This is a genomic window from Proteiniclasticum sp. C24MP (assembly GCF_043951855.1).
Taxonomy (GTDB): domain Bacteria; phylum Bacillota; class Clostridia; order Clostridiales; family Clostridiaceae; genus Proteiniclasticum.
In genome coordinates this window covers 73,959-96,275 of the sequence record NZ_JBINJW010000007.1, presented here as the reverse complement: position 1 = coordinate 96,275, position 22,317 = coordinate 73,959, and the positions used below count along the sequence as shown (strand labels likewise).

The following is a 22,317-nucleotide window of genomic DNA, read 5'->3' as shown; positions in this document are numbered from 1 at the left end:
CTTATACCTACTCAGCAATCCCATCCAGAAGACTGATCTGCTCCATCTCCTTGAAGTGATAATTCACCATTTCAAGATTCTCATTCACTTCATCTTGATAGTCTGAAGAAGGTTCTTCCTCCACCGTCAGATATTCCATAGTTCCTGTAGTATTGCCCATGATCTTCAGCATGAAGATCACCTTGAACTGATTCATGATGGAGTTCTGCTTCAGATCCGTAAGACAGATCAGCTGCGTATCATACTTATTCGCAATCTCAAACAGAGGCTTCAGGAGATGCTCTGATGAAATGGGACCGAAAGGATTATCCATAAGCAGCACTTTTGTATCCTTGATCTTATGGTATTCCTGAATCAGCTTCTGGCTGTTTCTGGAATAGGACATCAGCGCCACCATGACGGCAAAGAAAGATACAAACCGCTCTCCCCCGGAGTTTTCCCTCATGACCTTCTCCCAGTCTTTCGCCTGGCTGTGCTTTGCATTGACATCGATTTTGAATGCCTTGATTCTGAGATCAGACAGATCAGAGACCACATTAAGCAGCTCCTCGCTGGACATGAATCTTGCTATCATTTCACGTAGGTCCTTCTTCGTCTTGCCGCTCTTCAGCTGCTGCTTCACTTCATCCGCTCTCTCTGTGATATACTGCCTCATGGCTTCAAAGCCCTTCTCCTGGGGCTCCAGCTCTTTAAGAATAATTTCTATCATCTTCACCTTTCTGCTGCGACCATCCAGCATGATGCTGGAATCATCGGCCACTCTGTTCACATGGTCATAGATTTCTCTGGCCAGATTGTAACTCATGGTCACCGTATCCTTGAAGTTCTCTTCCATGGTCTCCAGCTGCAGCTCGTTCACATGAATCAGATGATTGAGACTTTCCAGATGATTCTCCGTATGTTCATACAGATAGTAGTACTTCTCATAATCCTTCTCCGCCTGCTGATGCATTTTCTGGAATGCTTCCAGTATGGAGCTCAGATTATAGTTCTTCCCCTGATACTGGTAATTCAGATTCTGATATGATGACTGCACTTCACTTCTCTGCTCACTCATAAGCTTCTTCAGCTGGCTTAGTCGTCTTCCCAGCTCTTCAAAGCTCTCACTGGCATTTTTCTCCGGAATCCATTTCTTAACTGCTTCCGCACGGTTCCTATCAGGCATAATGAGTTTTATCCGGTCTCGCAGTCTTCTGTATTCATCGATTCTTCCGTTTGAATCTTTCACTTTCACTCTAATGCTTCTGATTGCTGTTTCACACGCAGCGGTTCTTTCCACATAATGTCCCCGTATTTCTTCCTTATCCAGTGGTTCCGGCATCATTTTCTGTAGCTCATTTAACTTACCTTCAAGCATTCCTGATCTGCGGAAAGCTTCATTATCCGCTTCTCGTAGCTGCTCCACGCTTGAGGTGAACTTTGGCTCCAGGTTCTTCAGATTTTCCTTCATAACCGCCTTTTCCGATAGACTAAAGGACCTTGCCTTATATTCCTCTTCTACGATTCCAGTATCCCTAAGCTTCCCTCTGGCCTTATCCAGTCTTTTATGGAGTTCTTCTTTCTCACTGGTGAGCCTTAGAACATTACCATCCAGCGAATCTTTGTATTTCTTTAGCTGTACCAGAAGCGATGAAAGAGTCCCTTCCACAAGGGGTCTTTCTTCGAAAGAATCATAGACTCTGGCCTCACTGGCTTTTGCTTCCTCTACCAGTTCCATTTTATAGACTTCATTACGCTCACTGATAACATCGCTTTCCACTTTCTCAAGCTGTCTACTTAACACTTCCATGTATCTTTCCAGCTCTTTCAGCTCATCTTCTCTGCTGGTCTTCTCCCTGAAATCACGTTCACATTCTTCATTCTCCGAAAGGTGCAGCCTGAAATCCTCCAGATTTCTTTCCAGATGCTCTCTGCTTTTCTCTTCTGATCTTCGTTTTTCCATCAGATCCCTACGCTCTATCTTCAGCCTCTTCACTCTGATCTGAAGTTCCTCTTCCCTCTCAATCAGCATTCTCAGCTTTTCGGATAACGCCTCTTCTTCAAGCCTTGCTTCCTTGAGCCAGTTTTCCGTATACTCGAAGTTTTCTGCCATGGACTCATCTGCCCGAATGCTTTTCAGAAGCTCCTCATAATGGGCTTTGCTGGCTTCCTCACTTTCGAGCCTCATCACCAGGTCCTTTTTATAGGACTCGATTCCATCACTTTCAAAGAGTTTCCGATCCGGATAACAGAAAATACTCATGCCTTTTCCAAGATCGATGGATGCTTCTCCGTTTTCTTCTTCACTTTCCAAGGACTGATACAGCATCACAGGTATGGGCTGAAGAAGGGGTCTCAGAGGACGTTGACTCTTCGCTTTCAGAAGCTCCTCTTCCGTCATGAGAAATGCATAGGGGAGCAGCGGCGCTGACTGCATCAGTTTTTCTCTGATTTCAGCGGTCTGCCTCTGAAGATAAGACTCTCCCGTCTCGAAAATGATGCCGCTGTTCATGAGATAATCCCAGTACTCTTTGGATACATGGAGGATATTGTTCTTCATGGCAGATTCGCGCTTTCTGAGACTTCTGATTTCCTCCTTATGTCCATCCAGCTTCTCCTGAGCGGAAAGGAGGAGTTTTTGGAATTCCATCGCTACATATTCCTGGTCAAATCGTTTCACCTGGTTGAGATTGTACTTTTCAAGGCAACGGATAAACACTTCCTCTTTCTTAAGGAAGATCTCTATTTCATCCTCCTTCTTCTTATGGTGGAGTCTTGTTATCCCTTTCTCTTCCGTGATTTCAGGTATAGATTTCTGTATGGCTTCCTCTTCCTCATTGCGTTTTGTGATCTCAGCATCCAGTCTGTCTATCTCTCCTATGGCTTCCGTCATAAGTTTTTCGAGATGCTTTTCCATTCTGCCCGCTTCTTTCAGATCCAGTCCACCCATGAGATTTCTCTGAAAGACCATGCGGATTCTTGCAGAAAGGTTCTCCTCTTTCTGCTGATACTGTTCTATTCGAATTTTGAGGGAGAACACTCTTTCCTTGAGTGTACTCCGCTTCTCCTCCTTCTGCTTCATCTCCTCTTTCAGTTTCTGCTGTTCTTCTTTGAGTGATTCTGCCTGGTGCCTTTTCTTGTCAAGTTTCTGCCTGAGATCTTCCAGCTCCACCTTATAGGCAAGCTTAATAGAGTAGGAGAGCCTTTCGATCATCATCTGATCCTCAGACTGATCCTCCACTCTTCTCAGATCTGTTTCTACACCTGCGAGCTTTGTCTCCAGCTCAAGAAGCTCTTCATGGATCTCTGCCGCATCCATCACAGCCATGCGGTGATAAAGACGTTCTTTCTCTGCGCTCAGCTCCTCAAAAACCTTCTTCAGCTCCTCTGCCCTGATTCTACTCTTCTCATGCCTGTTTTCAGCTTCATAGTAATCATGAGAGATCTTTTCCTGAGCGATTCGCACCTTCTCTCTTTCCTTAAGATCCAGTTTCACAAGATCCTCTTCTATGGATTCGGATATTCTCAGAATCTCCTCTTCCAGATACCGGTCTAGCGAAAGAAGCTTTCCTTCCACCTCCATCTGATCTCCATAGGTGGAAGCGACCTTTCGCACTTCGTCGCTGATTCTTCTGAGATTGTCCGAAAAACCTTTCAGAAGGTCTCTTTCCACCATGTATTCTTCGTTGTCGATCATGGTTTGAGCCAGATTCCCCATCATTTCATGAAGACTCTGGGATTCTCTGGTGTCATCAAAAAGCACCTTATCCACAGTCTTTAAGATCCAGTCTCTCATGAGCTGCCTGGAAGTCTTGCACTTCTCGAAGATCTTGATGATGCCGCCTTCTTCAGAGTTGATGGGTACCATTATGGTTTTCCATTCATCGCTGTTGATGTTGAAGCTCAGAAGATGCGCCTGATAGGCCTTCTTCTCGTGCTCCGGAAATATAGACACCACATTGGGACGCTCCTTACGCTCCGCCTGCAGCAGATCATAGGACTCCTTAAAGGTCCTTATGATCACTCTGTTGTCCGATTTTTCCACCAGCGGAATTCTCAGGATGTCAAAGGTGTCTGGTCTTCTGTAACTGGTGGTAAAGGTGAAGTACCTCACAGAGTTTCCCTGTTCCTCCTGATCCTGAAGATGCCTTTCCTTGTTTTCCATACAGATACCTGTGGTAAGATACCCTCCATCACCATCCAGTTTCCACTCGATGAGGATATAGGACGGTAGCTTCTTCTTCACGAAAAAGTCGCTGATCTTTCTCTTCTGGAGAGTCTGAGCAGGAAGAATCGGCTGCATGATGGCCTGAACCAGGACACTTTTCCCACCCCCGTTCTTGAGACTCATGAGCGCATTTTCACCCTGATGGAAATTGAACTGTTCATCCAGAATCAGTCTTTTATCGCCATTGTAGGAAAAATTGATGATACGGATCCGATTAATTTTCGGCATGGTGCTCCTCCTTGAAAATCCTCTGAATCTCCTCTACGCGGTCATCGTTCAGGTAATAGTGCAGCATGAGATCGTCCAGCTTGTCCGTTGTACGGATTTCCTTCTCGTTTTCTGAAATGCGAAGCAGCCCTTCCTGCTGCAGAAGCCTCATGACCCTTAAAAGAAATCCCATCTTCGTGGTCAGTCTGCTTCCTTCCTCGAATCCTTTCTTGATGTCCCAGTTCTGGGCAATGTTCATGAAGTTCATGCTGTATTCCTGTTCCAGCTCTTCCGTCTTTTCAGGATGCTCCAGGCAATCTCTGGTTCTTCGATCCATCTCTTCCATGACCGCCACCAGAGAGAGAAACTCTCTCTGCTTGGGATCTCGGTTTTTTCCTCCGTAAAAGAGATTGAAGATTACCGCAACGATGTAGTAGGCAAGAAACGCATCCGCCTGCCTCACATTGCTGCCAAGCCAGTCCCTTACATCCTTGTTCCGAAATCCCAGAAGCTGATTCTCCGTGGAAGGAATCAGATAGAGGATATTGTTGATGCGAAGCACCTGGGCATCCAGTTCCTCCGTCATGGCATGGAGGACCTCCTGAATACCAGGTTCACTGATATAGCTCATGAAAAGGTCCTTATTTCCTGTTCTTTCCAGTTTCCCTTCCTCCATCATCACACGAAGAATCTGAGAGGCTGTTCTAATATTCTCCAAGACTTTTCACCACCTTTATCCGTATGTTGTCCAGCTCAATCTTATTTCGGATGAGCATGCTTTCTCTTTGTTCTTCCAGTATCATTTCAAAGCTTTCTCCTTCAATCTTAGAGAAATGAATCTCATCGACCTGCTCATAACCGAATCCACCCTGATTCAGCTGATAGAGGAGTGCATCGATATTGAACTCGCTGGTGGGATTACCAAGGAAAGTGCTTTTAGACCGCCTCCAGGCTTCCACATCCAGTTTCTCCAACTCATAGAGCTTGAGCATGGTGATGAAGAGAAGATTCCCTTCTATGAGACGCGCCCAGGTTTCCTCTTCCTTCTTCAGCTCCTGGCAGAGGGTTCTGAAATCCGTCTCTCCGTCCTTTTCCATGGCGATTTCAGCAATGCTCTTCATGATTTTCAGGTAGTTGAGGTTGGTCTTTTCATTCTGTTTCTTCTCCAGGTCTTCCTGAAGCTCATCCATAAGAAATCCGGCTTCAGGTGCTTCGTCCTGATCTATCAGCTTTCCCTGGCGCTGATAGAAGAGACTGATTGGCAGATGACGCACCGGCTCCACATGGAAAAGAGGATTGAAGAGTCGCCAGAGGTTCTTCACGGATTCCTCTCCAGCAGTTTCCATTCGCCGAAGTATCTCCGCTTCAAAGTCATAGCGCTTCTGACGGGTGTACTGAAAGCTTTCCGCCAGTGTGGATTTCAGGATCTGATAGGACCCTTCTCTCTCGTTGATGAGATTCATCTGCTCTTTCCTGGCGGAAGCCAGGTTCTGATTAATTTTACCGAGCTCCATCTGCGCCTTTCTCAGGTCCTCCGTGAGCTCTCCACGAAGGCTGTATTCCATCTTCAGCCTTTCTTCGGACTTTCTCACCATCCCTAGTATTTCCCCAAGCATCTCGTATTCATCCCGGAGAAGCTTATAGGTGCTGTTGATAAGCTCATCAAACTTGGACAGATCCAGCTCTAGAATGTTTCCTTTGGCGGTCTGAATGAACTGCTCCAGATCCCTTTTCTTCTGTCTGACCATCTGCACCAGATTGTTGCTCTGCTGCAGGGCCTTCTTGTAGTTTTTACGCTTGATGAGTTCTCGAAGCTTGAACTCCTCCACAGAGAAGCTGATTTCATTATCCACTTCCTTGGTTCTAAAAAGAAAGTCATAGCCCTGATCCGTCAGGGAATAGATGCTGACATATCCTCCTGGACGGTCTTCCACCTTTTCATCCAGAAGCTTGATTCTAAGCTCCGTCCATTCCTTTGTCTCATAATTCATCACCGGATAATAGGTGTTTTTCCCATCAAACTGCAGAATGGTCTTCACGATGTATTCACTGACCGGAAGAGCCATTTCTGTAGGACTGGGATACTGATACTCCTCTATCATCAGCTGCTCGACAAATGCGGCTATGGTCTTCATGGTGCATTCTTCTTCCTCTGTGAGGGTTTTTTCCATGATGAAGACGAGGACCGAAAAGATCAGGTTTTCAAACTGCCTGTCTCCGATGGGCGCCTCCAATTCGGATTTCTTATTTCTTCGATTGATCAGGGCATCCACCACACCGATGAGCTGCATCCGCCTGTGGAATCCTTCCAGAAATTCATACATGGCTGTTTCCTTTCATATGTGACTTAAACGTCGAATAGTTCAGTATTTCCTGAGGTATATAGTAACCCCCCTCCAGAATGTCCAGTATCTTCTTCTGATGGTCTTCTGAAAAGAGAGCAAGAAAAGCAGTTAGATCTGCTCTTGGCATTCTGTGATCTCTGGTCATGGGATACTTCATATTCTCACCGAACGAAAGCATCAGTTCATAGGCTGGTGTAAGTAGCGACATCTGGATTTCCGGATTCTTCTGTTTCGCTTCCTGAAAGATGGAGATCCCCTCATAATCCAGGTCGCCGAAATAATAGAATCTGTGATCGCCTTCTCCCAGCACCTCTTCACTGTATTCCCGCAGTCTTCCGGACTGCCTTGTAATCTTCTTTCCTTCTCCATATAGAAGTACCTTGAAATCAATACCGAAGAGACGCACCTTGTCCTCTTCACGCATGATCTTTCGCAGCGTGTACCAGGTATCCTTATTCTCCACTACCAGAATGTCTCCTTCAGAAATATTCGGATGGATGTATTCGAAAAAGGGCTCCGGTGTGGCATAGATGTTCAGATCATCCCAAGTGAAATCCCGAAGATGAAAACAGCTGCCAAACTTCTTCTCCACGGATTTCAGAAGTTTCTCTTTCCCGAAGATGGAAAAGGATCTCTCATTGATGGACATGGGTGTCTCCAGCTCCTTTGCTCTATGCCACAGGAAGTCACTAAGCGCTCTGATGTCCTCCTCCTGCTCCAGATAACTTTCCGGATGGTTCAGATAGTACTGATGGTCGAATTTCCCATGTAGCAGGCGGATCTTTCCATAGACATCGGAGTAGTCTTTCTCATTTCTTAGAATGCGGTACCTGTTATAAAGCACCGGTCTTCTTCCATTGAGTCCAGATGATTTTACTGGTTCAAGTAGACCTTCTGAGACCAGCTGGCTCACCTCATCCACAAGAAGACCATAGGGTGAAAGGATCTTCTCCATGAGCTCTGCAGAACCTATGATCCTTTTCGGAAACTTTTCAATATACTTCCTTACTTTCATATTATCCTCCGAGACACTAATTCTCTTACATTATATCAAAATATTCACAAATATAGCTGTAATCAAATCAAAACATATAAATGAATGAATTCATAGCTTAAAGTATTTTCATTTAGAGAAACAGATTCCTGCTAACGAATCGAACAATCTAGGCTTATTATGATGGTCTCATCCAGATCCAACCGTCATATCTCTTCTGTCTATGGATGTGGCAATTGGATGACGACTTTTCTCAGTTTACTGCTCTGAATGTTCTATAATGCGTGAGATGAACTTCATCTGATTAATCGTATCAGTTATAAACACACGTAAACACTCGCGAGTGTTTACGTGTGTTTCGAGTGTTTCGAGTGTTTCGAGTGTTTCGAGTGTTCTCATAGGTTTCTATACTGTCATTTATGTAGAGCGAAGATAGATTATACTATCTATTACAAATATAACCACATGAGCATCTGACTCGCCTACTGCAAACAATCCATTCTGGCACTGGGTCGGATGTTGGACAGCATCCACAGTCAGCGTGTTGCATCTCATCTATTGCTGAACTCAAAAAGAGGAACATCTTCAAATACGATGTTCCTCTTTTTAAGTTTAAGTTTATTTCAATGCTTCTGCTGCATGACGTCCAGCCTCACGGCCAAAGGTCAGGAAGCACATGATGGCAGTACCAGAACCTGGGTATTCCTTGTACAGAACACGTCCTGATGCAGTCTCTCCCGCTGCATAGAGTCCTTCGATGATGGACCCGTCTTCGCTGTAGACTCGTCCCTGAAGGTCTGTATCGATACCGCCGAAGGTACCTGAACTGCTCATGCCCATATACAGCGCGTAGTATTTCTCTCCTTCAACAGGTTTCATGAAGGATGCATCCTTGCCGAAGTCCGCATCATCTCCAGCTTCTGCCAGTTCATTGTATCTGGTCACGGTCTCGCTGAGCTTCTCAGCGCCGATGAGTTCACTTAACGCTTCCACAGAGTCTGCCTCAAACGCAAGTCCCATTTCCATGGATTTCCCGATGCGGTCATTGTACTCAGTTGTAATGGCGTACATCTCATTGATGCCATGATCCATGAGAATTCTGGTTCTTGTGAAGTGGAAGACAGATTCATCCATGAAACGTTCTCCTTCAGGATTCACAAAGAGGCCCTTAAATTCTTCCCCATACCCGTAGTAGGTTCCACCATTTACGGTCAGATTGATTCCAGCTTCTCTCATCAGAAGCTTTGCACCTACAGCCTTGGCCATGGTGATACCGTCACCGGAATTCCCCAGACCTACATTGCTGGTATAGTTTTTCAGGAAAGGAATGTAGGTCTCCATCATTTCTTCATTGTGATTGAATCCGCCAGTAGCCAGAATAACTGACTCCGCTTTTATTGTAATGTCATCCTTGTCAGGATTGGTCGCTTTAATACCGATGACCTTGTCTCCTTCGGTCAGAAGCTCTACCGCTGGTGTTTCATACAGAATGGTTCCACCTGCTGCAAGAAATTCTTCTTCCAGAGGGGTGATCATGCCTGCACCGGATAGGTTTGCTGTATAGTGTCCTCTGGCAGGACTGATGGTGGAATGCAGAGGCTCGATGTCATCAGCGAACTCAACGCCATGCTCGATCAGCCATTCCAGATTTTCATTGGACTTCTCTGCAATGAGTCTCACATAGTCCTCATCCACCTGATTCTCTCCGACCTCCATGAGGAAATCACCAAAGGCTTCTGCGCTGTCCTCAATCCCATGGGCCTTCTGGATGTCCGTTCCAGCTGCAAGGATCTTGCCACCAGATCTTATGGTACTTCCACCAACAATAGGCATCTTTTCCACCAGTATTACTTTAGCGCCTTGCTCTACAGCCTCCATGGCAGCAGATAGTCCTGCAATGCCTGCACCCACAACAACGATGTCCGTTTCATGCGTAACGACTTCGCCTTCTGTTTCCTGGCCTGCTTCCGCTTTCTTCAGGGATTCGATATCCGCTCCTGCCGCAATGCAGGCATTCTCGATGGCTTCGAGTAGACCTTCGGACGTTACGGTCGCTCCAGCCACAAGGTCAGCCGTCAGGCTCTGCTCTTCGAGAACTTCTTTTGGAATCTTGTCCACAGGCGCTTCGAAAATCCCTAGAGATTCTTTATGGTCCAGCACCTCGATCTTCTCAATACGGTCTGTAGTGAAGGTGACAGCAACTTTGATTTCTCCATTGTGCCCTTTTCCAGTTCCTTCAAAGGTTCCTTCTGTAAAGAGGCTTTCAGCGGCGGTGCCTGGCGTTTCCTTTGGGGCTTCGTTCTTTGCTCCACAGCCGGCACTCACAAGCATCATCATGGTAAGTAGTAGTACAATCAGTTTCTTCATAATTCCCTCCTGGTTCGTTATTTCACAAACAAATTGTACTAGATTTTATCGCTTTAATCAATATGTTTTAAACGTTTTGTTTAACTTTTTTTATTTCTATCTCGATTTCAATGGAACATCTGCTTTATTCTCCCCTTGATCGATATCCAAATACTATTTTTAAGTACTGAAGAAGACCTTTCAAATATACTGAAGAAAATCATGCTATACTAATAACAAAACAAGAACTTTCAAAGGAGCCGCCATGAGAGAACTCAACAGTGTAGAAGAAAAAATACTAGATAGAACCTTGTACCTTATTGGAAAAACAGGCACCATAAGCGTGCCTGTACGTGCCATCGCAAAAGAAGCTGATGTGAACGTGGCTTCCATCAATTACTATTTTCGCTCCAAAGAAGAGCTCATCAACAAAACGAAAGAGTTCTATATCGAAAATGTAGAGTCCACCATCGAGCCTCTAGAAGATGACACACTCACTGACATGGAAAAGCTGAAAGCTTTCTCAGAACGTGTCATGGACTACTGCATCCGGTTCCCAGGGATCACCATCCTCTCGAAGGAAGCCCGGATAGCAAAGAACCCGGATTCATTATTTAAAGAAATTGTTCGTGTGACAGAGAACATGAATCAGCTTCTGGATCAGGTTCTCGCAAGAGCTTTTAAACTTAGTCCTGAAGACATTGAAGTGCCACACACGATTCTAATTGCAAGTATTGTCCATCCACTGGAGAGAATCGTCGCTGAAGATAAAACCGATCACTATTTACTGGATCAGGACAGGCGCAGTGGGTATATTGATGTTGTAATAAAAATGATTGGGGATCTGCCTAAGCATTTGAATGCCATGAGGTAGTTTATTACGGGTCCAACATACTCACTCACTTTATATTCCCTTCCAATCGAGAAACCATCACACTGCTATAAAATCATTTGAAAAGAGACCCATCCGATATCTCTAGTAAACATGAGATTGGAAGGGTCTCTTTCTGTTCTTCTAAAATGGTCTTAAGAATAATAGATCTGTCAATAGAAAGGGTAGGCAGCTCAATCAACTTCTAGCCATTGAAATTAGCTATAACAAATGATGCTAGAACTGAAGCTCTGAAGGAAGTGCTGAAAAGTATAAACCTGTATCATACGAAACACGCCTATCTGAAAAGCGATTCTCCTTCACTTCGGAAAACCGCTTTTCTTCATCAGATTGCTTGATTATACCTGAATATGAGACGTCACCTTGTATCAAAATGTCTCCATCCAGTGGTTTGTGCAACACTTAGATTTTTTTGTAGTATCTCACGAGTTGTGCTATTTCTCTCAGCCTTTCATAAGCATGACTGTAAAACTCCTTGTATGAACTGCAGAAGTAATTCTGACTGATTGTTCCATTTTGAACATAATGGCGCTTGCACCCTGATCTGCACAGCTTCAAGTAACTGCAGCTTACACACTCCTTATTTTTAGGATAGGATTCATTCACGAACTGAAGAGCTCGATCCTTCTTCTTCAGCGATGAAAAATCATCCTGTGTAATATTGCCCAGATTCCACTGATCCAGCACATAAAAGTCACAGGGATACATAGAGCCATCAGCTTCTATGACTGTATTCACAGAACATACCCCCGCCATATCACAGCTCTCAGGGGAATAACCAAGAATGATCTGGATCAGATTATCAAACATTCTGACACTCACAGGTATATTCTGTTCATGGTTCTGTGCCCGTGCACATGCGGATATAAGCCTGTTGTAAAACTTGCACGGCTGGGGACACAAACCGTATTCTGACAAAAAGTGTTTCTGAAAGAGATACCTTCCTCGGATGCAAAACGGTCTAAAAACGGAGTTTTTGCTGCGATATTCCCAAGATGCCCCATACTGTCACTTCGCATCTGATCTGGATTAAATATAATGATATGCGGTTTCTTCATTTTTGCCTCCTTACCTGTATATAAAACTGTATTTCTGATAGCTACATAACATATCCTTTATTATCCGATTATTGTCACCCTGGTATCAGTTTTTACACTTCAGATCTACCGCAATGACACTATGTGCAGGAATACTCAGTATCAGCTCCGAATCCATCTCCATGATTTCAGGAATGAGCTCGGATTCCCCATGAAGAAGCTGAAGCTCTCTCTCTTTCAGATACTCCGGTTCTCCAAGCTTCACCCAGAGCTTTTTGGGATTTGCATGATTCTCATCGATTCGATACACAACCACATTTTTCAGGGTGCAAACTGATACAGCCATTAAAGATATCGTCTCCTCACGAATCGCTTCTCCTGGAATCGTATGATTATAGAAAATGATTCGGTACCCTGAATCTGTTTTTGCTGCAATTGCCTCCACTGTGGCATGTGAAACATCTGAAGAAATCCCCACTCTCCGATCTCCGAGTCCATGAAACAGCTGAAAGACTCTATGGGATGGCTTTGCAATCCCATAGCAGGTCTGCAGTCCGAATCCACCATGAAAGGCCCCTGGCAGCTGTCCGCTCTCTTCAAAAATATCCGAGAAGGTCCAATAAGAATATCCTTGAACCAGTCCATCCTGATCCGCCAGTGTCTTGGCAATCATGGCAGCGGCAAAGGGTTCATCCCGCTTCGCATCACCTTGCATGGCAGAGGTGTTCCACTCTGTGAAGTACACCGGATAGTCGCCAGCTTCTTCACGAACCCTTTTTGCCATCTTCGTCAGTACACCACGTTCATAGGTGCGGTTTCCAGCCAAGTCCGACTGAAAAAAATCCATGATATCCATGCCTGATTTCCAGAGAGGATCATCTGTAGGGTAATGATGGGTTGTAATGAAATCCAGGGGAACATCATGAACGCTGCAAAAATCCACCGTATCCTTGATCCAGGAATTACAGGAGGTAGCTGGGCCACCGACTTTCAGCTCAGGATGGACTTCTTTGATCGTCCTTGCTGAAACTTCGTAGAGTTTAAAATACTCATCCTTCGTTCCATCGAAAAAGAAGAACAGATTCGGTTCATTCCAGACCTCAAAAAACCAACTTTTAACTTCTTCAATCCCGTAGCGGTCCACAAGATGCTCCACGAATCTTCGAACAAGCTCCCCCCACATCTCATAAGATTTTGGCGGAGTGATATTTGCTTTATAATGAAAAATCGTTTTGTCACCTCGGGCAATGGCAGAAGGCATAAAGCCCAACTCAATAAAAGGTTTCATGTCAATCCTGAGAAGAAAATCAAAAATATTATCGATGTTGGTAAAATTATATACAAGTCCGTATTCATTGCCCTGATGATCTTTTTTCATGAGAAGTGTACTCATCCGATCATCGAAAATGCCATGAAACCGTACATATTGAAACCCCAGTTCGTCGTGAGCCCGCTTCAGCTGTGTTCTGTAATCCTCTCTCAGTGCCGTATAAGCATTGCAGCTGCCGATGCAATGTTCCCAGTAGTGCGGAAATGGATGTAGCTGGTCACTATGTAATGTAAATCTGATCATTTTTCTCCTGCCTTTCCATTCTGTCCTTATATAGAATTATTTTAGAATGTGAAAAATTATTGTTCTTTAGGGATTCTGATAAGTTCACCATTCATTTTCTTCACCGTTTCTTCCGAGAGAACGCTTTTCATTTTATTACAGACCCAGAGTAGGGTAACCGCTCCAGGCACAGCACGTTCGGCAAGTTTCGGCGCGAACTTTTTCACAATATTCCAGGCTGCCTCGTTGGCCATTAAGGTGTCTAATGAATCCAGGATGGAAAAGAAGTTCTCTGGAAAAACATCCACCTCACCCTGTTCCTGAGTAAACCAGTTCTTCACATTGATTTCCGGGTGAGGATCTACAAAGACGTAAGAAGGGTCAGGCTCCTCTACTTTCACAAAGACAACCTGGTCTTCCTCTCCATTCTGATACGCTCTGATGATGTTCTGCCCCGGCTTTAAAGCTACATTCTTGAAGATGAATACAACACTTCCAGAAACTGGTTCCATCTCAACACCATTGACGGATACTGTAACTTTAGATAAATTGGAATAAACTTTAATATCCATCAAATCTTCATGCCGGTTTATGAACCGCTTTTCACAGATATGGATAAAAGGTTCCTTGGACCAGTTGGCCTTGTAGAAATAAAACGCATCCTTCCTAATTTTTCTGTCAAAAGTGACCAGGCCCTTACAGTTTTTCCCCTTGGTTCCACCTTCATCTCGTATAGCGCTGCCAAAATCAAACATATTCCAGAGAAAACTGCCCCAAAGATAAGGCTTGTCGCTGATTATCCTGTAGGTCTCTTCATGATAGATACTCTGAAACTCTTCCGTATAATCTTTCACTTTCGGCCGTTCAGAATGGAAGGCAAGGTTGGCATCTGCACCATATTCTGAAATCCCCAACGGAACCTGGGGGTTATCTTTATGAAACTCTTCAATCCACAGTTCAAGATCTTTCGTCTCTCCATAGTACCACCCGTAATAGAGATTATATCCTGTCATGTCGGTGATCTGATTCAGCTGGCTGGAATTTTTGACATAGTACATGTTGGCACTGGCAGTCAGTGCCTTAGGCAGAATTTTATGCACAGCATCATTCAGTTCATCCACAGATCTGTACATACTGATGGACTCCCCGCCCATGGCAATCTCATTCTGAATACCCCAGAAACATACGGATGGATGATGACAATTCTGCAGTACAAGCTCTTTCAGCTGTTCTTCTGCGTTTTCCAGAACGCTTTGTGAATCCGGCATGGACATCATTGGAATTTCAGCCCAGACAACATATCCTTCCTGATCACAGAGATCATAGACGAGCTGATCATGCTGATAATGAGAGAGTCTCACAGCATTGGCACCGATTTCTCTGATCAGATCAAAATCTCTTCTTATGACCTCTGGTGTCACCGCATTGCCATAGCCTTCACAGTCCTGGTGTTTTGCTACACCGTTGATCCGCAGATGTTTTCCATTGAGATAGAAACCATTTTCTGCATGGAGAGAGCACGCCCTGAATCCGAATTTCAGGCTGACCTCATCATAAACTGTATCTTCTCCCACAAGCTCTGCTTTCAGCTCATACAGGCATGGCTTCTCTTTGCCCTGCCATAGGTCTGGTCTCTCCACTTTCATTGAAATGTGTTTTTCTGATGCATCTGCAATTTTCGTCTCTATGGTTTCATGATTCTCATCAAGAACCGACACCTGAACCCTGACACCTTCATCACATTTCGCATGCAGCTCCAGATGAAGGATTCCATTTTCTTTCTCATCCACTTCGCTTCGAAGAATCACGCCACTGGTGCCATAATAACCCAGATCAAAATGGTTTTTATCTGTGCAGATCAGATTCACACCTCTGTAAAGTCCACCGTAGATCGTGAAGTCTCCCGCCAAGGGTGAGACATCTTCTGTAGGACTGTTGTCCAGAAACACGGTCAATTCGTTGTCATCATACCATCTTACCAGCTGGGTAATGCAGAATCGGAATGTAGAATATCCTCCACGATGCTCTCCAAGATAAGTGCTGTTTAGATACACCTGACATACGGAGTTTGCTCCAAGAAATTCAATGTATATCTCCTGGTCCGCATGCTTACTTCCCAAAGAGAAATTCCTCTGATAGACATACTTCCCCCTGTCATTGTTGTCATCTGCATTCCAGGTATGGGGCAGATTCACCACCTCGTGGGATGACATTATGTAACTATTATTCTCAAGTACTGTATTTGCTTTTTCAAACATCCATCCTGTATTTAATGGATATATTTCTCTCATAATTACCTCCGTATGACTATGCTCATCCACCAAAATCTGTCATAAAACTGAAGATTCTTTTATACTGACACGAAAGAGACAAGGCATGGATTGCTTGTCTCTCCTGGTATCGTATACGCCTTCAATGTTCTAAGATTTACTTATGGAATCTGCTAGATTATCATCCATTGCTCTTAAAAGTTCAGCTTGAATATGCTCATCAAAATCTCTATTCATGAACATCTGGAAGTATCTATCCTTAAATGCCTGCCAGGAAAAAGTTTCCTTGCCAGCCATGATGGGATAAAACCTGATGTTGTTTTTTTCGGCTGCTATATAATCACCGATGGCATCTCCGACCATGATGCTATTTTCATGCCTGTACCCTGAATCAATGAGTTTTCTGATGCATTCACTTTTGGTTCCATCATTCTGTGCAAAAAAATACTGCACCAGATTGTATAATCCACTCGTCTCCCATTCCTCCTGAATCGCAGATTTGTTCGCAGAAGATACCACAGCTATATCCGCCATCTCTCCGATTCGCACCATTGCTTCTCTCACTCCCTCAAAAGGAAGCGCCAAGGGCAGCGAAGTTATAAGCACATTCACTCGTCTAGACCACGCAAGGGCTTTGGATAAGATCTCGAGACCGGTTTTATCATATTCCTTCTGCAAGGATTCCGGTGATAGAACCTTCGTATTTTCAACCCATGCGGTAAAGCTCTTAAGTTCCATGGGATCGGAAAGCTCCGGGTAGTAGGATAAGATTGCAGAAAGTCCCTGAAATCTGTTGATTCCTCTGGTTTTTGTATAGAGATTCAGTTGATTCCACAGGGTAAGGATCTCCTGATGCCTTTCATCAGGAACATCCCAAATCTCAATCAACGCAGGTCCAAAGGCTTTTTCATGTTTTACCGTCATGGAATCTATGGCGCAGCCATCAGAATCAATGCAGACCAAGTATCTGTTTTCTTTAAAAGTACTCATTTATAACCTCGTTTCCCACCTGTTGCAGAAATAATGTTCCTTAACATCTCCAGTGAAGCTGGACTTCCCGCAGAGTTTATCCACGGTGGCTCTGATATGATCTCTCGAACTGCCAAAGGAGTTGATGAATGTCTTTACCTGAGGTATATCAATCAGATGATTTGTATAATTCAGGCTGATACCGATGGTAGGTACTTCTGAGATATACCAGGGCAGTTCCACACTGTGATGCTGACTCCACTTAACGCGGACAATATTTTCCTGAGCATAGCCGCTGATATTGAATACGACCAGAACCAGATCGTACTTTTCTTTGAACTCTTTTCTGCTGGTTTTGTTCAGCATCTTCACAAAATTCATCATGCCTGGACCATTTTCCGCTTCCAGATCATAAAAGCATGGTGCCAGTTCCACCTGGAATCCAGCTCTTTCGAGCTCTTCCACCATAACAAGTCGTTGAGGGTCTGGTCTGTAGGCAATGCTTGTAGGCGCAGACTGTACGTAAACCAGCCAGACCTTCTTCCTCTTATCTGGATCCACTGGAATCAGATTTGCCGTATCCTTTACCAGAGTCACGCATCTTTCTGCTGCCAGTTTTCTGAAGTTCTGATGCTCCTCTGTATTCACGTTGGTATAGAGAAGCTCTTTTTCAGGGATGGCCACACGTTCATCGGTCAGATTGAGCTTTGCTTTCAACCCTAGAATTCTTGTGACCGCATCATTAAGGCGCTCTTCTGACAGGATGTTCTTTTCAATTCCATTCTTGATAAATGCCATGTCCTCATCCAGATCATTTGCAAATAAGATCATATCACAACCTGCAGCCACCGCCAGAGGCAGCGCCTCTTCTCTACTCTTTACTGCAGAAAGTCCGATCATATGGGTGGCGTCTGTAAGAAGCAGACCATTAAATCCCATTTCTCCTCTGAGAAGATCTGTTAGAAGCTCTGGTGCGATGGTGGCCGGCATGATTTCTTCATTTTTAATACCCGGTCTTAGTTTTCTGCTCATTTCAGGTAACCCAATATGGCCTACCATGATGGTTTCAACACCATCCTCTATGAGATTTCTGTATACTTTGCCAAATGTGTCGTTCCATTCATCTACGCTCAGATTATTGATTCCGAATACCAGATGCTGATCGAGTTCCTCCACACCATCTCCTGGAAAATGCTTGATGCAGCAGGCCATGTTGGGATTTCCATCTTTCACGCCTTTGATGAATGCTCTGGTGTTTTTCAGAACTACATCTGCATCAGAGCCAAAACATCTTGTGTTGACAATGGTGTTTCTCCAGTTCATGTAGATATCTGCCACCGGATTGAACAGCCAGTTGCAGCCGATGCTTGTCGCTTCACGTGAGGAGACCAGTCCCATATGATAGGCAGTATCAGGGGACTCATGGGCTGCAGCCTGGGCAGCTGTTGCTACAAATGTTCCTTTCTCAGGTATACATCCATTGCCACCTTCATCACAGTTTGCAGCAATGAGCAGTGGTACTGTAGAGAGCTTCTGATACGTGGTGTTCTGGAGATGGACTGTTTCCATATCTCCTCCCTGCCAACGCAACCCACCTTGGTGATATTTCATCAAGGTCTCTTCAATTTCTTTTTCATCAACACCAGGTTTACTCTTCAGCGTAATAAACAGCTGACCTATTTTTTCTTCCAAAGACATTCCAGAAAGTGTCTCTGTGACCCAAGTGATTTTTTCTTCACTGAGCAGATATGGTTTCGTTCTTAAATTGACCATCATAATCTCCCTACATTTGTAACGCTTTCAAGTTCTATTCTTTTTTCCTTCGCTTCCTTAATGCGTGCTCTTTGTCTCCTTCGTAAAGCAGGAATCCTTTCATTGGCTAAAAAAGCAAGGAATCCGATGAACACCAGCATATTGATGACGGTATTCAGTGAGTTGGAGACTTTTAATGCTACCATTCCAATACCAAAGAGCTTTATGGTCAAAGAAGCACTGATGATCCCCACGGCGATGTTCGTTCTTCGTGCCAGATAAGTCCCGAGAAACATCGGGAAAGTCATGGCGATCACTGCACTGTTGCTGGTCATGCCGAGCATCGGTGCAAGAGCTCCAGTGAAAGAAGCACTGAACACTCCTGAAATCGCAACCAGTCCCCCGGCCAATGTGTAACAGATCACAACATGTCTGAACACATTGATTCCAGATGTCTTCGCGATCTTCTGAGAGCCTCTCATCGCTTGCATCTCATATCTGAACTTTGTGAATGTGAATAGGATAAAAACAAACAGTGTGCCCAGCCCAAGAACCAGCAGGGTAAAGTTTGGGTTCACAAGCATTTCGATATCAGGAACACCAAAGAGCTGTAGCCCTTTTCCATCAGAACCTGCAAAAGCCAGGCTTTCATAGATCATGGCCATGCCAAGACCTAGTATCACAGGTGGGACCCTGAAGACACTAAACACCATCCCAACACCAAATCCTGCCAGGAGTCCCATGAGAATTGCCATGATAAGCAGTCCAATGCCATTAAAGCCAAGACTCACAGCGATGTTGCCACCAATGATGGTGGCTACAAGTCTCTGAGCTCCTAAAGATAAATCAAATCTTCCACTGCCTAGATTTAAAGACAAGGCAAAAGCGATAACCGCTGTGACTCCGAGATCTCGTACTAAGTTCCGGAGGTCCAGCACCGAAGAAACCAGATGGCCTCCAGTCTGTGCATACACCAGCAGTTCCATGAAAAGACCAACAGCCAGTGGTACTGAAATTAAATAGATGGCCTTATTGACGAATTGTTTAACATTCAATTGCAGTTCTCCTTTACACTACCGTCTTACTTCAGTCCACGTCTTTCCAGAATGTTTTCCGTGGTGAAGTTTCGGCTTGTTTCCATAAGCAGATCATAGTCTGCAGCATCGTTATATTTTTTCAGAAGGGTTTTGATCTCATCGGAGGTGTACACATACATCTCATCGCTGGTATCCAGCTGCTCCAGTTTGCCGTATGCTTCTGCGCCACTGGCAACAAGTGGTCCTGGCGCCATGGTGATGGCCTTGCCTTCCGGCTTGAAGGCATCCCCATGTCCAGTGATGCCGTTATAGAGAAGGACTACACCATAAGCATCCGAAGCGGATCCGGAGTTGATGACAGCCCCATCCAGTGTAGGGTTTCCTGTGGAGTCCAAGGTGCTAAATGCCTTCTTGGTATTTTCTCCAAAGTTTGCCTGACAAAGAAGCTTGACATTCTTGCCCAGTGCTTTTTCCACTTCGTCGATGGCGGTGCCGAAGGTTTCAGCTGTAGGATACACAGAGACGATGGCATCATAATCTCCTGTCTGCAGCAGTCCTGAAACACCAGAGACATATCCGTCCATATTGGGGAATCCTGGCACGATAGTAATCTTCACTTCCTCATTACCCGTGCTGATCTCCGTGGTGGCATTCAGTGTGGCAAGTTCTGTGATGTCCGCATCATAAGTCAAATCAAATTTCGTCTGAAATGTTTTGAGCATGGATTTTGTTGCTTCACGATGAGATGCAACGCCCATGGCGGAACCACCGGAAATCACAATGAAATTCGCAGGTTCAGCAGAATCAAACTGCGCATCCATCAGTTCACCATAGGCATCTGCAACCTTGCTTAAATCAATTCCGGTAATGCCCATGTAGGTCGGAACTGCGGCTACTTCTTCGTAGAGCGTGGAAGATACCACTGCGGTATACACACCAAGCTCGTCTGCTTTGGATACCAGCTGCTCCGTCCCGTCTGTAATAAGAGAAAGTAACCCGTCAGCGCCAGCTGCGTAAGAGTTCTCAAGGAACGTCATGAGCTGCGCTGTATCAGAAATGGCCTCCGAAAAGATGAAGTCAATGCCCAGCGCAGGTCCCAGATGATCCTCCAGATAGGTCATTCTCGTCTGAGTTGTTGCATCGATGGCATTCCAGGCTACAGCGATGGTGATGTTCTCTTCTTCTGATGGAGCAGGTGTCTCATTTCCTGCTTCCGGTGAGGAAGGAGCAGACGGTTCCGGCGTCTCTTTACTCCCACAGCCTGCAAGGCCTACCACCATCATCATGGCTGCCAGTAATAATGCAATTTTCTTTTTCATTTCATTTCCCCCAGTATTTTTATTCTTTGCCTCAGTGTCATGTTCCAATGATTCTTAGAGGAAGAATCTCCAGTTGTAGATTCCTTCCCTTTTTTTGCACTCTACTTCAGTCCACGTCTTTCCAGAATATTTTCCGTGGTGAAGTTTCGGCTTGTTTCCATAAGCAGATCATAATCTGCAGCATCGTTATATTTTTTCAGAAGGGTTTTGATCTCATCGGAGGTGTACACATACATCTCATCGCTGGTATCCAGCTGCTCCAGTTTGCCGTATGCTTCTGCGCCACTGGCAACAAGTGGTCCTGGCGCCATGGTGATGGCCTTGCCTTCCGGCTTGAAGGCATCCCCATGTCCAGTGATGCCGTTATAGAGAAGGACTACACCATAAGCATCCGAAGCGGATCCGGAGTTGATGACAGCCCCATCCAGTGTAGGGTTTCCTGTGGAGTCCAAGGTGCTAAATGCCTTCTTGGTATTTTCTCCAAAGTTTGCCTGACAAAGAAGCTTGACATTCTTGCCCAGTGCTTTTTCCACTTCGTCGATGGCGGTGCCGAAGGTTTCAGCTGTAGGATACACAGAGACGATGGCATCATAATCTCCTGTCTGCAGCAGTCCTGAAACACCAGAGACATATCCGTCCATATTGGGGAATCCTGGCACGATAGTAATCTTCACTTCCTCATTACCCGTGCTGATCTCCGTGGTGGCATTCAGTGTGGCAAGTTCTGTGATGTCCGCATCATAAGTCAAATCAAATTTCGTCTGAAATGTTTTGAGCATGGATTTTGTTGCTTCACGATGAGATGCAACGCCCATGGCGGAACCACCGGAAATCACAATGAAATTCGCAGGTTCAGCAGAATCAAACTGCGCATCCATCAGTTCACCATAGGCATCTGCAACCTTGCTTAAATCAATTCCGGTAATGCCCATGTAGGTCGGAACTGCGGCTACTTCTTCGTAGAGCGTGGAAGATACCACTGCGGTATACACACCAAGCTCGTCTGCTTTGGATACCAGCTGCTCCGTCCCGTCTGTAATAAGAGAAAGTAACCCGTCAGCGCCAGCTGCGTAAGAGTTCTCAAGGAACGTCATGAGCTGCGCTGTATCAGAAATGGCCTCCGAAAAGATGAAGTCAATGCCCAGCGCAGGTCCCAGATGATCCTCCAGATAGGTCATTCTCGTCTGAGTTGTTGCATCGATGGCATTCCAGGCTACAGCGATGGTGATGTTCTCTTCTTCTGATGGAGCAGGTGTCTCATTTCCTGCTTCCGGTGAGGAAGGAGCAGACGGTTCCGGCGTCTCTTTACTCCCACAGCCTGCAAGGCCTACCACCATCATCATGGCTGCCAGTAATAATGCAATTTTCTTTTTCATTTCAATTCCCCCAA

15 protein-coding genes are annotated in these 22,317 nt (G+C 45.0%); 1 reads left to right on the top strand and 14 read right to left on the bottom strand.

Annotated features, from left to right (window positions below):
* Nucleotides 1–7: 7 nt before the first annotated feature.
* From ACHAL6_RS07450 to ACHAL6_RS07430, 5 genes are all read right to left on the bottom strand, one after another.
* Complete coding sequence (locus ACHAL6_RS07450; protein ID WP_395269724.1) at nucleotides 8–4,435, bottom strand: hypothetical protein; 4,428 nt, start codon at nucleotides 4,433–4,435, stop codon at nucleotides 8–10.
* On the bottom strand, nucleotides 4,422–5,132 hold the full coding sequence (locus ACHAL6_RS07445; protein WP_395269723.1) for a DUF6063 family protein: 711 nt from the start codon (nucleotides 5,130–5,132) through the stop codon (nucleotides 4,422–4,424). Before ACHAL6_RS07445 ends, ACHAL6_RS07450 begins: the two co-directional genes overlap by 14 nt.
* Nucleotides 5,119–6,738: a hypothetical protein gene (locus ACHAL6_RS07440; RefSeq protein WP_395269721.1), complete on the bottom strand. Its 1,620-nt coding sequence runs from the start codon at nucleotides 6,736–6,738 to the stop codon at nucleotides 5,119–5,121. Before ACHAL6_RS07440 ends, ACHAL6_RS07445 begins: the two co-directional genes overlap by 14 nt.
* Entirely contained in the window at nucleotides 6,731–7,774 is a 1,044-nt protein-coding gene (locus tag ACHAL6_RS07435; RefSeq protein WP_395269720.1) for a Wadjet anti-phage system protein JetD domain-containing protein, read from the bottom strand. Before ACHAL6_RS07435 ends, ACHAL6_RS07440 begins: the two co-directional genes overlap by 8 nt.
* Before the next feature lie 597 nt (nucleotides 7,775–8,371).
* Nucleotides 8,372–10,120 carry an FAD-dependent oxidoreductase gene (locus ACHAL6_RS07430; protein ID WP_395269718.1) on the bottom strand — a complete coding sequence of 583 codons (1,749 nt, stop codon included), beginning with the start codon at nucleotides 10,118–10,120 and terminating at the stop codon, nucleotides 8,372–8,374.
* A 244-nt stretch (nucleotides 10,121–10,364) separates the two neighbouring features.
* Between ACHAL6_RS07430 and ACHAL6_RS07425 the strand changes: the two genes are divergently transcribed.
* Nucleotides 10,365–10,973 carry a TetR/AcrR family transcriptional regulator gene (locus ACHAL6_RS07425; protein WP_395269716.1) on the top strand — a complete coding sequence of 203 codons (609 nt, stop codon included), beginning with the start codon at nucleotides 10,365–10,367 and terminating at the stop codon, nucleotides 10,971–10,973.
* A gap of 420 nt (nucleotides 10,974–11,393) precedes the next feature.
* Here ACHAL6_RS07425 and ACHAL6_RS07420 read toward each other — a convergent pair whose 3' ends face one another.
* The 9 genes from ACHAL6_RS07420 to ACHAL6_RS07380 form a co-directional block, all read right to left on the bottom strand.
* A complete protein-coding gene (locus ACHAL6_RS07420; RefSeq protein WP_395269778.1) occupies nucleotides 11,394–11,747 on the bottom strand; it encodes an SPASM domain-containing protein in 354 nt (117 codons plus the stop codon).
* A 62-nt stretch (nucleotides 11,748–11,809) separates the two neighbouring features.
* Nucleotides 11,810–12,049, bottom strand: a complete 240-nt coding sequence (locus tag ACHAL6_RS07415) for a sulfatase-like hydrolase/transferase (RefSeq protein ID WP_207599386.1) — start codon at nucleotides 12,047–12,049, stop codon at nucleotides 11,810–11,812.
* Between the two features lie 85 nt (nucleotides 12,050–12,134).
* Entirely contained in the window at nucleotides 12,135–13,601 is a 1,467-nt protein-coding gene (locus ACHAL6_RS07410; protein ID WP_207599385.1) for a beta-xylosidase, read from the bottom strand.
* A 56-nt stretch (nucleotides 13,602–13,657) separates the two neighbouring features.
* Complete coding sequence (locus tag ACHAL6_RS07405; RefSeq protein WP_395269715.1) at nucleotides 13,658–15,871, bottom strand: glycoside hydrolase family 2 protein; 2,214 nt, start codon at nucleotides 15,869–15,871, stop codon at nucleotides 13,658–13,660.
* 129 nt (nucleotides 15,872–16,000) lie between these two features.
* Nucleotides 16,001–16,840 (bottom strand): HAD family hydrolase, encoded by an 840-nt coding sequence (locus ACHAL6_RS07400; protein WP_207599383.1) that lies wholly within the window; start codon nucleotides 16,838–16,840, stop codon nucleotides 16,001–16,003.
* Nucleotides 16,841–18,595, bottom strand: coding sequence for a glycoside hydrolase family 3 protein (locus ACHAL6_RS07395; RefSeq protein WP_395269713.1), 1,755 nt, complete (start codon nucleotides 18,593–18,595; stop codon nucleotides 16,841–16,843).
* On the bottom strand, nucleotides 18,592–19,626 hold the full coding sequence (locus ACHAL6_RS07390) for an ABC transporter permease (RefSeq protein ID WP_207599381.1): 1,035 nt from the start codon (nucleotides 19,624–19,626) through the stop codon (nucleotides 18,592–18,594). The genes ACHAL6_RS07395 and ACHAL6_RS07390 overlap by 4 nt, the downstream gene beginning before the upstream one ends.
* A 26-nt stretch (nucleotides 19,627–19,652) precedes the next feature.
* A complete protein-coding gene (locus ACHAL6_RS07385) occupies nucleotides 19,653–20,927 on the bottom strand; it encodes a hypothetical protein (protein WP_207599380.1) in 1,275 nt (424 codons plus the stop codon).
* A gap of 101 nt (nucleotides 20,928–21,028) precedes the next feature.
* Nucleotides 21,029–22,303: a hypothetical protein gene (locus ACHAL6_RS07380; RefSeq protein ID WP_207599380.1), complete on the bottom strand. Its 1,275-nt coding sequence runs from the start codon at nucleotides 22,301–22,303 to the stop codon at nucleotides 21,029–21,031.
* Nucleotides 22,304–22,317: the final 14 nt, after the last annotated feature.